The 14651-nt window shown below is 35.3% G+C and carries 9 protein-coding genes; all 9 read left to right on the top strand.

Annotated elements, in window-relative coordinates; all coding sequences use genetic code 11:
* The first annotated feature begins 2 nt into the window (after nt 1–2).
* The 9 genes from AAEO57_RS00865 (at nt 3) to AAEO57_RS00825 (ending at nt 14648) form a co-directional block, all read left to right on the top strand.
* Nucleotides 3–1028, top strand: coding sequence for a glycoside hydrolase family 43 protein (locus tag AAEO57_RS00865; RefSeq protein WP_341688529.1), 1026 nt, complete (start codon nt 3–5; stop codon nt 1026–1028).
* A gap of 32 nt (nt 1029–1060) precedes the next feature.
* Nucleotides 1061–2797 (top strand): glycoside hydrolase family 43 protein, encoded by a 1737-nt coding sequence (locus tag AAEO57_RS00860; RefSeq protein WP_341688527.1) that lies wholly within the window; start codon nt 1061–1063, stop codon nt 2795–2797.
* A gap of 362 nt (nt 2798–3159) precedes the next feature.
* Nucleotides 3160–4167, top strand: coding sequence for a GntR family transcriptional regulator (locus AAEO57_RS00855; RefSeq protein WP_341688524.1), 1008 nt, complete (start codon nt 3160–3162; stop codon nt 4165–4167).
* A gap of 6 nt (nt 4168–4173) precedes the next feature.
* Entirely contained in the window at nt 4174–5655 is a 1482-nt protein-coding gene (locus tag AAEO57_RS00850; RefSeq protein ID WP_341688522.1) for a xylulokinase, read from the top strand.
* Nucleotides 5656–5662: 7 nt separating this feature from the next.
* Nucleotides 5663–6988, top strand: coding sequence for a xylose isomerase (gene xylA / locus AAEO57_RS00845; RefSeq protein ID WP_341688519.1), 1326 nt, complete (start codon nt 5663–5665; stop codon nt 6986–6988).
* Between the two features lie 268 nt (nt 6989–7256).
* Nucleotides 7257–7913: a fructose-6-phosphate aldolase gene (gene fsa / locus AAEO57_RS00840; RefSeq protein WP_341688517.1), complete on the top strand. Its 657-nt coding sequence runs from the start codon at nt 7257–7259 to the stop codon at nt 7911–7913.
* A gap of 516 nt (nt 7914–8429) precedes the next feature.
* The gene (locus AAEO57_RS00835) at nt 8430–11597 is read left to right on the top strand and encodes a SusC/RagA family TonB-linked outer membrane protein (RefSeq protein ID WP_341688515.1); all 3168 of its coding nucleotides are present in this window, start codon (nt 8430–8432) and stop codon (nt 11595–11597) included.
* Between the two features lie 10 nt (nt 11598–11607).
* Entirely contained in the window at nt 11608–13239 is a 1632-nt protein-coding gene (locus tag AAEO57_RS00830) for a RagB/SusD family nutrient uptake outer membrane protein (protein ID WP_341688513.1), read from the top strand.
* Nucleotides 13240–13271: 32 nt separating this feature from the next.
* The gene (locus AAEO57_RS00825) at nt 13272–14648 is read left to right on the top strand and encodes a glycan-binding surface protein (RefSeq protein ID WP_341688511.1); all 1377 of its coding nucleotides are present in this window, start codon (nt 13272–13274) and stop codon (nt 14646–14648) included.
* The last annotated feature ends 3 nt before the right edge of the window (nt 14649–14651 follow it).

The following is a 14651-nucleotide window of genomic DNA, read 5'->3' as shown; positions in this document are numbered from 1 at the left end:
CTATGCCTGAAGATAGCATTGAACAAATTAATTTTGAAACGATAGACAAAACAGCGATATCACAGCCTTTGGTAAAACACATGTACACAGCCGATCCTTCGGCACATGTGTTCAATGGTAAAATTTATATTTATCCATCGCATGACATTGATGCAGGGATTCCGTTTAATGACAATGGAGACCATTTCGGAATGGAAGATTATCATGTATTTTCTATGGAAAATATAGAATCTGAAGTAGTCGATAACGGACTTGCTCTGCATGTAAAAGATGTAAAATGGGCCGAGAAACAAATGTGGGCACCTGATGCCGCCTGTAAAAATGGCAAGTATTATTTGTATTTTCCGGCAAAACGTGCAGATGGAATTTTTCAGATCGGAGTAGCTATCAGTGATTCACCTACAGGACCATTTATTGCAGAATCGGAAGCAATTAAAGGAAGTTATTCTATTGATCCGGCTGTTTTTGAAGACAATGACGGCAAGTATTACCTTTATTTTGGAGGTATTTGGGGTGGCCAGCTTCAAAAATACAGAAACAATCAATTTTCTGAAGATAATGAAGAACCTCATAGAAGCGAACCGGCATTAGGACCTATCGTAGCATTATTGAGTGATGACATGAAGCAATTTGCTGAAGCTCCAAGAGAAATTAAAATCCTGGACAAAAACGGTGATGTTTTGCTTGCAGGCAATAATGAGCAACGCTTTTTTGAAGGTCCATGGATGCATACATATAATGGTAAGTATTATTTTTCATATTCTACTGGAGATACGCATTTTATCTGTTATGCCATCGGCGATAATCCGTATGGACCGTTTACGTATCAGGGACGAATTTTAAATCCGGTGATTGGCTGGACTTCGCACCATTCTATTTGTGAAGTAGAAGGAAAGTGGTATCTCTTCTATCATGACTCAAGTCTTTCAAAAGGAGTCACTCATTTGAGATCTATAAAAGTTACTGAAATCACATACAATGAGGACGGTACAATTAATACGATTGATCCTTATGGAAAAGAAGAATAGATAATTTTTATTTTAATTGAATATTTTAAAGCATGTTTAAAAAAGAAACTATATATATTAAACTTATAATTGGAGCTGTTTTATTGGTTTCTGTTTCTTCATGTAAAAAAATTTCGCAAAAATCACAATCGGTTGTTTATGCCGATTATGCTTCATTTGAATGGTTTGAGTATAAAGGAAAAGATGATGCTTATGCCAATATTACCAAATCAGATAGTGAATATATGAATCCGATATTGGCAGGGTTTTATCCGGATCCGACGATTTGCAGGGTTGGAAATAAATTTTATGTGGTCAATTCATCGTTTTGTTACTTTCCGGGTTTGCCAATTTTTGAAAGTACTGATTTGGTAAACTGGAAACAGATAGGAAATATTATTAATCGTCCTGAACAGGCTGATTTTGGGAATTCACGTTTATCAGGCGGGATGTATGCACCAACTATCCGATATCATAAAGGAACATTTTATGTAATTTGTACTAATGTGAGTGGTGTTGGCAACTTTATTGTTACTGCTAAAAATCCAGCCGGACCATGGTCAAATCCGATTGTGCTTCCACAGGTAAATGGAATTGACCCTGATATTTTCTTTGATGAAGACGGAAAAGTTTACATTACACATAATGGTCCTCCGCCCAATAATGTTTCGCTGCACGATGGTCATAGGGCTATTTATATGCTGGAATATGATTTGGAAACACAAAAAACGATAACTGAACCTAAATTAGTAATTAACGGAGGAACAGATTTGTCGAAAAAACCAGTCTGGATTGAAGGCCCGCACGTAATCAAAAAGAACGGATTTTATTATATGATTTGTGCACAGGGAGGAACCGGTTTTAATCATTCGGAAGTCGTTTTTAGAAGCAAAAGCATTTATGGACCTTATGAAAGCTATGCCAGCAATCCGATTTTAACGCAGTCACATTTAGATACAAATCGAAAAAATGAAGTTTCAACAACAGGACATGCTGATTTTGTACAATTGCCAAACGGAGACTGGTGGTCAGTATTTTTAGGCTGCAGACCTTACGGACAGGATTTGTACAATACCGGCAGGGAAACTTTTTTGATGCCGGTAGAATGGAAAAATGACTGGCCTGAAATTAAAGGTGGCAAAGAAGCCATACCGATGATAAATAAACGTCCAAATCTGCCTCTTTCGAAAGAAAAAACAGAACCGCTAAATGGAAATTTCGTTTCAAAGGATGATTTTAATTCGAATGAATTAGGTTTAAAATGGAGTTTCATCAGAACGCCAAAAGAAAAGTGGTACGAGCTGATTAATGGGAAATTGCTAATCAAACCAAGACCTGAATCAATTCATACTGAAACCAATTTTTCTTTTATAGGAAGAAGACAGCAGCATTTAAAATTTGAAGCTTCAGTAAAATTAGAATTTACGCCTAAAGATAATTTTCAGGCAGCAGGTTTGACCGCATTTCAGAATGAAAAACATTATTTTTTAATTGGAAAACGTCTGAATGCAAATAATAAATTGGAAGTTTTTGTAGAACGAACAGCTTCTAAGATCAATAATGGAAATCCTGAAATTATTTCGAAAAAAGAACTTTCGGATAGTGGAAAATCATTATTTGTAAAAATAGAAGGAAACGGAGGACTATATAGTTTTTATTATAAAACTACAGACAAAGAAGATTGGAATTTATTAATAAAAAGTGTTGACGGTTCTATTTTAAGCACAAAAGAAGCTGGAGGTTTTGTAGGGACGTATTTGGCGATGTATGCTTCGTGTGAACATTTTTGAGAGTAGTTTTTGCAACGTTTTGTCATTCCGAGGAACGAGGAATCACACTCGGGATTCGACAAAGATTGGCTGCATTCTGTGCGGAGTTTCTAGTGTGATTCCTCGTTCCTCGGAATGACAAAGATTACGTAGAAGTTCTTATGAAACCATTTCGCGTGAGGGATAGTAGTGGAAAGCCCACAGCCTGACGAAGGAAGTGCGAGGACTTGCAACGGATAGCCCGGCCCGCCTTTTTCGGCGGGACACGCCCAAATTATTAGAATAAAAAGAGCTCTAAAAAAAAATAACATAATTCATGTAAAAAATAATTTTTTATAAAAGTTTTTTAGCTACTTTAGCATACCAGAACGGAACAGAACAGTATGCTAAAAGAAGAAGAAAAATTTGAGTTTGTAATCAATCACGAAAGTGATATTCCGAAGTACCAACAGTTGGTTGACGGAATTACGAATGCCATTGCGGAGAATATTTTGCAAAAGGGAGATTTGCTGCCGTCTGTAAATGTGATCTGCAAGACTTATCAGCTTTCGAGAGATACGGTTTTTAAAGCGTATTCGATTCTGAAGGATCAAAAAGTTATTGATTCAGTACCAAATAAAGGGTATTATGTGGCTGGTGAGACCCGAAAAGTGCTTTTGGTTTTGGACACATTTAAGGCATATAAAGAGGTTTTGTATCATTCTGTTGTGAATAATCTGCCTGATAATGTGATTGTTGATGTGCAGTTTCATCATTATAATATTGATGTTTTTAAAACGATCATCAATAACGGAATCGGTAAATATTACAAATATGTCGTAATGAATTTTGATAATGCTGCGATTGCTCCGGCTTTATCGGCGATTTCGAATGACAAACTGCTTTTGATTGACTGGAATATTCAGGCGAAAAAGAACAGTAATTATATTTTTCAGGATTTTGGGAAAGCTTTTTACGATGCTTTGACCGAGGCGGCTGATTTGTTTAAAAAGTATAAAAAAATAGAATTTGTATATCCGGATTTCACAAATCATCCATGGGAAACGGTTGAGTTTTTCAAGAAATTCTGTACTGATTTTGGTTTTAAATATAGTATTATAACAGATCCTAAAAAATTCAGTATAGAGAAAGAAATTGCTTATATCAGTGTGAGTGACAGGATTTTGGGGCACTTTTTAGAGCAATGCAAGGAGAAAGATTTTGAACCTGGAAAAGATGTTGGTTTTCTGTCTTATAATGAAACACCAATGAAGAAATTTATTTATAAAGGAATTTCAGTAGTTTCGACTGATTTCAAGGAAATAGGAACCAAAACAGCTGCATTTATTACTCATGACGAAGAAACGCAGTGTTATGTACCCACAAAATTAATATTAAGAGAATCATTATAAAATTTTATGTATTATATAGGATATGATATTGGAAGCTCTTCGGTCAAGGTAGCACTTGTTGAAGCAGCGACAGGCAAAAAAGTCATCGTACTGAATGAGCCTCAAAACGAAATGGAAATCTTGTCATTGCAGCCAGACTGGGCAGAACAGGATCCTGAAATGTGGTGGCAATACATTTGTACAGCAACAAAAAGAGCCATTAAAGAAGCCAATATTGATGCTTCTAAAATTCAGGGAATTGGTATTTCGTACCAAATGCATGGATTGGTTATCGTGGACAAAGACGGTAAATCACTGCGCAATTCGATTATCTGGTGTGACAGCCGTGCTGTTGAAATTGGTAGCAAAGCTTACGCTGAAATCGGAGCTGAAAAATGTGCTGAACATTTGTTGAATTCACCGGGAAACTTCACAGCTTCAAAACTGAAATGGGTTAAGGAAAATGAGCCTGAAGTATACAGTAAAATTGATAAATACATGCTTCCGGGAGATTATATCGCTTTAAAACTGACAGGCGAAGTAACGACTACTAAAAACGGTTTATCTGAAGGAATGCTTTGGGATTATAAAGAAAATAAAGTAGCTAACTGGCTTTTGGATTACTACGGAATCGATCAGTCACTAACTCCAAATATTGTAGAAAATTTCACCAATCAGGGTGTAGTTACCGAAAAAGGATCACAGGAATCAGGACTTCCTGTTGGAATTCCGATTGTGTACAGAGCGGGAGATCAGCCAAACAATGCTTTGTCATTAAACGTGCTTCGTCCGGGTGAAGTGGCAGCAACGGGTGGTACTTCGGGCGTTTTTTATGCCGTGACAGAAACCAATTCAGGAAAAAGTACCCGTGTAAATAATTTTGTTCATGTCAATTATTCCGAATCAAATCCGAGAGTCGGAAAATTGCTGAATATAAACGGAGCCGGAATACAATACAGATGGATGCGCAACAATACCGGTAATGAGTCGTACGAAGAAATGAACGAAAAAGCATCTCAGGTAAATGTGGGTTCAGAAGGATTGGTTGTTATTCCGTTTGGAAATGGTGCAGAAAGAATGTTTAACAATAAGAGTATTGGATCTCATATTTTAAACCTGAATTTTAATATTCATACCAACGCTCATTTATACAGAGCGTCTTTGGAAGCAATTGCATTTTCGTTTGTCTATGGAATGGAATGTTTGAAAGATGATAATGCTACAATCAATGTGATCAGAGCAGGTAATGATAATTTATTCCGTTCCGAAATTTTCTCGAATACGGTAGCTACATTAATCGGACATGAAATTGAAATTTACAACACGACCGGAGCAGTAGGAGCGGCGAGAGCAGTAGGCTTAACTGATGGAGACTTTGAAAAATTCGGTTCAGCAATTACAACCAACGATCACGTAATGACCTTTTTGCCTTTAAAAAATAAAGAGGAATATGAAAAGGCATATCAAAACTGGAAAAAAGAATTAGAATTAATAGTAACAAATAAATAAAAATAAAATGATAGTTTTAGGTGATAAAGAATACTACAAAGGTATTGGCCAAATTAAGTTTGAAGGAAAAGAATCTGATAATCCGTTGGCATTTAAATATTACAATCCAGACCAGGTTGTAGCTGGAAAAACAATGCGTGAGCACTTTAAGTTTGCGATTGCTTACTGGCATACTTTCTGCGGACAAGGTAGCGATCCATTCGGACCTGGAACTCAAAATTTTGCATGGGATGCTTCATCAGATCCTTATCAGGCAGCTAAGGATAAAGCAGATGCTGCTTTTGAATTCATCAGCAAAATGGGATTTGATTATTTCTGTTTCCACGATTACGATTTGATTAATGAAGGGCCAACTTTCGCAGAATCAGAAAAACGTTTGGCTTTCATTACAGATTACTTAAAACAGAAAAAAGCTGAATCTGGAATTAAATTGCTTTGGGGAACTTCAAACTGTTTCTCAAACCCAAGATTCATGAACGGAGCGGCTACAAATCCTGATTTTAATGTTGTGGCAAGAGCCGGTGGACAAGTAAAATTAGCTTTGGATGTTACAATCGCTTTAGGCGGAGAAAACTACGTATTCTGGGGAGGTAGAGAAGGTTATATGTCTTTATTGAATACAGATATGGGAAGGGAATTAGACCACATGGCACAATTCTTAACAATGTCAAGAGATTACGCAAGAGCTCAAGGTTTTAAAGGAACATTCTTCATCGAGCCAAAACCAATGGAGCCATCTAAACACCAATACGATTTTGATTCTGCTACAGCAATTGGATTCTTAAAAGAGTACGGTTTAGATAAAGATTTCAAAATCAACATCGAAGTAAACCACGCTACTTTGGCACAGCATACTTTCCAACACGAATTAGAAGTTGCGGCAAAAGCCGGAATGTTAGGAAGTATCGATGCAAACAGAGGAGATTACCAAAACGGATGGGATACAGACCAGTTCCCAAATAATATTCAGGAAACTACAGAGGCAATGTTGGTTTTCTTAAAAGCTGGTGGATTGCAAGGAGGTGGAGTTAACTTTGATGCTAAAATCAGAAGAAATTCTACAGACTTAGAAGATGTTTTCTTAGCGCACATTGGCGGAGCTGATACTTTTGCAAGAGCTTTACTGACAGCTGACAAAATCATTACTTCTTCACCTTACGAAAAATTAAGAAAAGAAAGATATGCATCATTCGATTCTGGAAAAGGTAAAGATTTTGCTGATGGAAAATTAGGCTTAAAAGATCTTTACACTATCGCTCATGAAAACGGAGAATTAAACCTTCAAAGCGGTAAACAGGAATTGTTTGAGAATATTATCAATCAGTACATATAATCTTTTCGAATAGATTTTTAGAATAAAATTTCTAAAACAAAGCAGGTTATAAAATTAGTTGTTGAAGAAAAAGTTGTAGTAGAATATTGAATTGTGATGGATTCAGTCTCAAATTAAAAGCCTTTTTTTGGGGTAATTCGAATTAACTTTTTAGAAAATTAGGGTCGGAGGTTTAAGTTAGTTCCAACGGCCTTAATTTTTTTTGCCTTTTTTAAACAAAATTATTGTTCAGAAAATTTATTAAACCATTAAAATTAAATTTAGAAAAATGAAGTTTTTCATAGATACAGCAAATTTAGAAGATATTAAAGAAGCCCAGGCTATGGGAGTTTTAGACGGAGTTACTACAAATCCGTCGTTGATGGCCAAGGAAGGCATTACAGGAAAAGATAACATTTTGAAACACTATCTTGATATCTGTAATATTGTAGATGGCGATGTTTCTGCCGAAGTAATTTCAACAGATTTTGAAGGAATGGTTAAGGAAGGTGAGGAGCTGGCTGCATTGCATAAGCAGATTGTTGTGAAATTGCCTATGATTGGTGACGGGGTAAAAGCCTGTAAATATTTTTCTTCAAAAGGAATCAGAACCAATGTTACTTTGGTATTCTCAGCGGGTCAGGCATTATTGGCAGCAAAAGCAGGAGCTACGTATGTTTCTCCATTTTTAGGAAGACTGGATGATGTTTCTACAGACGGAATGCATCTAATTGAGGAAATCAGACAGATTTATGACAATTATGGTTATGAAACACAGATACTTTCAGCTTCTGTAAGACATACGATGCATATTGTAAATTGTGCTAAAATTGGATCTGATGTTATGACCGGACCTTTGTCTGCGATAAAAGGTTTGTTAAAACATCCTTTGACAGATATTGGACTGAAACAATTTGTAGAAGATGCTAAAAAAATGAATTTGTAAATATTTCATTTTCAATAAATTTATTTGCCCACAAATCTAAATTTAAAAGTAATTAAACTCCTTTCAAGTCCATTTGGAAAGGAGTTTTTTATTTTTTGAGAATTCATTTTCTTCCTTTTCAAAATACTCTTTTACCTTTTGTAAGATTTTATGGTTTATATATTTACTTAACACTATTTAAACTTTTAAATCAGAGCAAAAATCCATTCATTTTTTACTCTTTAGAAAAATCATGTTTTTTATGTTTTTTTTAGGAAACAATAGTAAAGGTTTAAATTAATGTAATGTTTAAGCTTTAAAACTTTCTCAAAATAAATAATTATTACTTTTTTATTTATATAAATATGTAATATGTTTTTTTAATAAATATTTTTTTTGAATTTGATAAAAAAAATTAACGCAACCGATTGTGTATTGTTGCATTTTATATATATTTGTTTTTATAAAGGCTATACAATTTCATGAAATTATAAAAACTAACAGACCATAACTATTAACTAATTAAATCAATTATTTATGACTAACTTTTTAATTACTAAAAGCAAATCGAAATACTTCAAGAATTTAGGATTTCTGATCCTGATGGCTGTGTTTTCTGCTTCAGTAAATGCTCAATCAACGGTTTCTGGAACAGTTTCAGATGCCAATGGGCCTATTCCAGGTGTAAATGTTATTGTAAAAGGAACAAAGAACACGACAGTAACTAATTTTGATGGTACGTTTACTATTAATTCTGTTCCGGCAAATGCTGTTTTGAGTTTCAGTTTTATTGGTTATAAAACCAAAGATGTTACTGTTGGCAACCAAAGTAAAATTGATGTAGTTCTTGAAGAAAATCTTAACAGCTTAAAAGAAGTAGTTGTTATTGGATACGGTACCATGAAAAGAGGAGATTTGACCGGAGCGATTTCTTCTGTTTCTAGTGCAGCAGTGGCACAATCTGTTTCTACAACAATAGATCAGGTGTTGCAGGGACGCGCTGCGGGGGTGCAGATACAGCAAAACAGTGGTACGCCAGGAGGAAGTTCTTCGGTACGTATTCGTGGTATAAGTTCAATTACCGGTTCAAACGAGCCAATTTATGTAATTGATGGTGTTATTATAGATGGTAATTCCGGGTCTTTAAATTCAAATCCGCTTTCAGGAATTAACCCTAATGATATTGCTTCTATCGATATTTTGAAAGATGCGTCTGCAACAGCGATTTATGGATCCAGAGCTGCAAATGGTGTGATTATAGTTACTACTAAAACAGGTAGAAAAGGAGATTTGACTTTAAATTTTGATAGTTATGTAGGATGGCAGGAAATGCCTAAAGAATTGCAAGTATTAAATTTAAGAGAATATGGAACCTTAAAAAATACGAGATCTGATTTAGGCATTGTACAGAGAGACCCCTATTTTATCCGTCCTGATTTATTAGGAGAAGGAACAAATTGGCAAGACGAGTTGTTTCAGACTGGTTTAATTCAAAATTATAATTTGTCCGCATCAGGAGGATCTGAAAACACTACTTATGCATTAGGGATGTCATATTTTGATCAGGAAGGAACTATAATCGGATCATCTTTTGACCGTATGACGATTCGTGCAGTAGTAGACTCTCAGGTAAAAAAATGGATGAAAGTTGGGGTTAACTTAAATGCATACAAAACCAATCAGGTAACGACAGTGAATGATGATTCGGTAATTTTAACAGCTTTAAAACAAACTCCCAACGTAGCAGCTCGTAATGCTGATGGAACTTTTGACGGACCTGATACAACCGAATTCGTTCAGACTAACCCATTAGGAATTGCAATGCTGAAAGATAATTACGGAAAAGATTACGGAATTAGAGGAAATGTTTATGCAGAAATTGGTTTTACAAAAGATTTAAAACTTAAGACTCAATATTCTATAGATTATGGTTTTGGAAACCGATATACTTTTAATCCATCCTATACTTTTGGAGCATTATCAAATGAAGTAAGAGAAGGATCAAGAACAAAATCTACGAGCGAAAACTGGATTTGGCTTAATACATTGACTTATAATAAAGCATTCGGAAAAAATAATATCAATGCAATGTTATCTCAAGAGCTTCAAGAGCAAAACTGGGAAAACCTTTATGGATACCGTTCAGGATATTTAACAAACGGAGCTACAGATTTAAATGCAGGTGATCCTACAACGGCCAGAAACTCAAACACAAGTTCTACAAAATCGCTTAGTTCTTATTTCGCAAGAGCGACTTATTCATTTGATGACAGATATATGCTTACAGCAACCATCAGAAGAGACGGATCTTCGCAGTTTGCTGAAGGTAACAAATGGGATTGGTTCCCATCTGCTTCTTTAGGATGGAAAATTTCAAATGAATCATTTTTAAAAGAAAATAAAACAATTAACAATTTGAAATTACGTGCAGGTTGGGGAGTTACAGGTAATTCAAGTGTACCAAATAATGCTTATACTTCTGTTTACGGAACTTCAGCAACCAATTGGGGAAGCGGACAAATTGCGACCAATACAGCAAATCCAGATCTGAAATGGGAAAAATCCAACCAAACCAATATTGGTTTAGATATTGGACTTTTTGATAACAGAATTGAAATTACAACAGATGTTTATTATAAAAAGACAGATGATTTATTGTTAAGATTATCACTGCCAGCGTATGTTGGAACTACTGGTCAGGGAGCTACATCACCACCTTTTGCTAATATTGGATCTCTTGAAAATAAAGGTTTTGAGTTTACAATAAACACGATAAACATGCAAAATAATGATTTTCTGTGGAAATCAAATTTCAATATCTCTATGAACAGATCTAAAGTGTTGAAATTAAATTCAGAATCGGGTGTTTACGATCAGACTTTACAACAGGGTTCAGACGTAACAGTAGTTACTCGTACTGCTGTGGACCAGCCATTAGGACAATTTTATGGTTATAAAGTTATTGGACGTTTTGAAAAAGCTACAGATTTTTATTATAAAGATGCCACAGGAACAGTTAAACCCACAGCATTACCGGAAGGAATGGTAATTGGTGAAAATGGTGTTTGGATTGGAGATTATATATTCGATGATAAAAATAAGGATGGAGTTATCAATGAAAAAGATGCAGATTATATCGGTAATCCTAATCCGGATTTTACTTTCGGTTTCAACAATAGCTTTTCATTTAAAGGATTTGACGTGAGTATCTTATTTACTGGATCTTATGGAAATGAAGTTTTAAACTACCAAAGAAGATGGCTTGAAAACCCTCGTGAGAATACAAACCTGCTTAAAACCGCTTTAGGATACGCACAATTAGAATTAATTGATCCAAACGGACCAAACGATTATCGTAACGTTCAGATTGTAGGCGGAGATCCTTATATGCCAAGAATAGGAGCTTCTTCAGCGTCATCAGCATCAAACTATCGTCTGAGTAACCGATTTGTAGAAGATGGGTCTTATGTAAGGCTGAAGAATATCTCAATAGGTTACAATCTTCCTAAAGATTTGTATTCTAAATATGGAATCTCAAATATCAAAGTATACTCAAACATGCAGAATGTTTTAACCTTTACAAAATATAAAGGTTACGACCCTGAAGTTGGTGCAATAAACCAAAACCAATTGTTAAATGGTGTAGATAATGGACGTTATCCTTCACCTGTGATAACTACACTTGGACTAACTGTTAATTTCTAAAAACTGCAAAATGAAAACAAAGAAAATATTTTATACGGCTCTAATTATTGCATTGCCATTTGTTTGGACGAGTTGCAGCGACATTTTAGACGTTGAACCAAATGATGTAATTACAAAAGAAAATTTTTATAAAACGGAATCTGATTTTCAGGCCGCGACAGGACCATTGTACAATAAAGTTTGGTTCGATTTTAATGATAAATTCTATTACGGATTAGGTGATGGACGCTCTGCTAATATGTATGCGCCATTTTCAGATTATATCTATCCGTTTACAGATCTAACAGAAACTGGATTGACTGGGCCATTGGTTTCGGCATGGGCGTCTTTATATAATGTTGTGCAACAATCAAATAATGTAATAATTGGTATTACAGACAGTAGTGTTGATCAAAATATTAAAAACAAATACATTGCAGAAGCAAGATTTATGAGAGGTACAGCTTACTGGTATTTAGCTTCATTATGGGGAGATGTGATTATTTCTACAGATCCAAAGGAATTAGTTAAAAATCCTGTGGTAAATAAAAATCCGTTAAAAGATGTTTACGAATTTGCTATACGTGATTTGGAATTTGCAGCCAAATATCTTCCAACGCAGGCAGGTCAGGCAGGGCGTTTAACAAAATACAGTGCTTTTGGTATGTTGTCTCGTGTTTATTTGTCCTATTCAGGATTTAGTGATAACCCAAACAGTGGTACAAGAAATGAGGAATATTTAGATTTGGCTAAAAAAGCAGCCTTGAAGGTAATCAATGAAGGACCTTATGTGTTAATGGAAAATTATGAAGATTTATATAAAATCGACAACAACAACAATACAGAGTCTATGTTCGCACTTCAATGGGTACCAAACGGAGATTACGGAGTAAACAATACACAGCAGGCTTATTTTGCGTACAGTTCAGATATTACCGGTGACGATGCAGCCTGGGGTTATTGGACCAGGGCATCTTATAATGTTTTACAGGAGTATGAATCGACAGATAAACGTCGCAAAGCTACCTGGATGGCTGATGATGATTTTTATACTGAAATTAATAAATCGAATGGTGGTTTTACAGTAGACCACAGTAAAGATTTCTTAACAGTTAAAAAAGGAGTTGTAGGTTCTACAAAAGATAATGCTAAAATTACGCGTATGAACTCAGGTCTGAACACTTATATGCTGCGTTTGGGAGAAGTGTATCTAAATTATGCGGAAGCAGCTTTAGGAAATAATGCCAGTACAACAGATGCAGTTGCCTTATTGGGATTTAATAAACTGCGTACACGTGCCAATGTTGGAACTAAAACAAGTCTTACTTATGAGGATATCAGACACGAAAGAAGAGTTGAATTGTGTATGGAAGGGCAATATTGGTATGATTTGGTTCGCAGGTCTTATTACAAACAACAAGAAGTAATCAATTATATTACAGGGCAAAACAGAGGTGTTATCACACCGATTTTGTATGATACGCCTACTAACACAGTATCTGTAGATGCTTCAAAAAGTACAAGTCCACGTGCAATTGGCGTGATTGATGCAACTGTTTTTCTTTTACCTTATCCTGAATCTGAACTTATCCAGAATCCTTTGCTGAGAGAAGCACCGGTTCCTTATAAGTTTACAGAAGATAGAATTACAGATTTATTTTAGTAGATAAATAATAAACATAAAGAGCAATTAATATGAAGAAATATATTATTAATAAAAATTACTGGACACCCATATTATTTCTTGGGTTGATGTTTTTCAGTATATTGTTTACAGCTTGTGACAATAGTGATTCTAGTGAAGGTGGCGGCCCAATAACTATTACAAAAGTGTTTTTGGAAGATGTAAATTCATCTGTACCCGACAGAGAGGTAAATTTTGCAAGATTAGGACAGCTATTACGCATTGAAGGTTCTGGATTCAGAGGATTGAAAAAAGTATACATCAACGGATATTCAACATATTTTAACGTAGTTTTTGTAACAGATAATTCGATGTTAGTTAGTGTTTCAGCTGATACTCCTATTTTAGATGCTGATCCTGATGTTAGAAATACAATTCGTTTTGCAAATGATAGTAATGAAACTGTTTTTCCATTTGAAATTCGTTCGGCAAAACCTGTGATTACCAATATTTCTAATACTTTGCCTAAAGCTGGAGAAACAATTACGGTTTATGGAACGGGTCTGACAGAGGTAAGCAAAGTAGTTTTTCCTGGCAACATTGAATCAACAACCGGAATTACATCTGATGAAGATGGAGAATCGTTTACGGTTGTGGTTCCTTCCGGAGTTACAGAAAATGGTGGTTCTTTATTTGTTCAGACTTCTAATGGAGGAGTTTACTCTCCGGCTTATTTTAATTTTAAAAAAGGAGTTTTACTTAATTTTGACGGACAAGGTCAGCACGGATTCTGGGGATCATCAACAAGTATGATTCAACCAGCAGATTTAGAGTCAGTTGCTACAGGAACAGGAAGTGTTTCTCAGGGAAAATATGTTGCGCATCGTCCAACCCGTATTGTTTCTTTTGATGCTGCAAAAAACCGTTGCACAGAAGTATGGACTGCAGGAAACGGTGTTGATGACTGGAGAGGTCAGTTAACTCCATATATCCCGGCAAGCACTCCGCTTGATAAAGTAGCATTACAATTTGATATTTATGTTCCTAACGACTGGAAAGATACAGGATTTCTGAAAGTGTGTATGGCAAATAACTTTAATGGTGGAGAATGGGCAGGAGCTGTATATAACTATGTACCATGGATTGTAGATGGAAAATCGGTTGCTTTTAAAACTACAGGCTGGACAACAGTTACGATTCCGTTAAATAAATTTTACGCATGGTCTAAGGGAGATTTTACTTTTGAAACTGTTTTGGCATACCGCGAAAGTGTAACCTACAAAAACTTCGGTTTCTATTTTGAAAATTCTGATGTTAAACTGAAAGATGTTACAGGAACAGAAAGTGAAGTTGTGTTTACTTCAAAAGCTACTTCGGTTAGTGTATATACCGACAACTGGAGAATAGTTTCTTTGAACACACCGGTTTATAATGATTTTGAAAACTAAAAA

The organism is Flavobacterium calami, from assembly GCF_038290035.1.
In the GTDB taxonomy this organism is placed as follows: domain Bacteria; phylum Bacteroidota; class Bacteroidia; order Flavobacteriales; family Flavobacteriaceae; genus Flavobacterium; species Flavobacterium calami.
The sequence above is the reverse complement of the archived record's forward strand: the minus strand, read 5'-3'. Positions and strand labels throughout refer to the sequence as shown.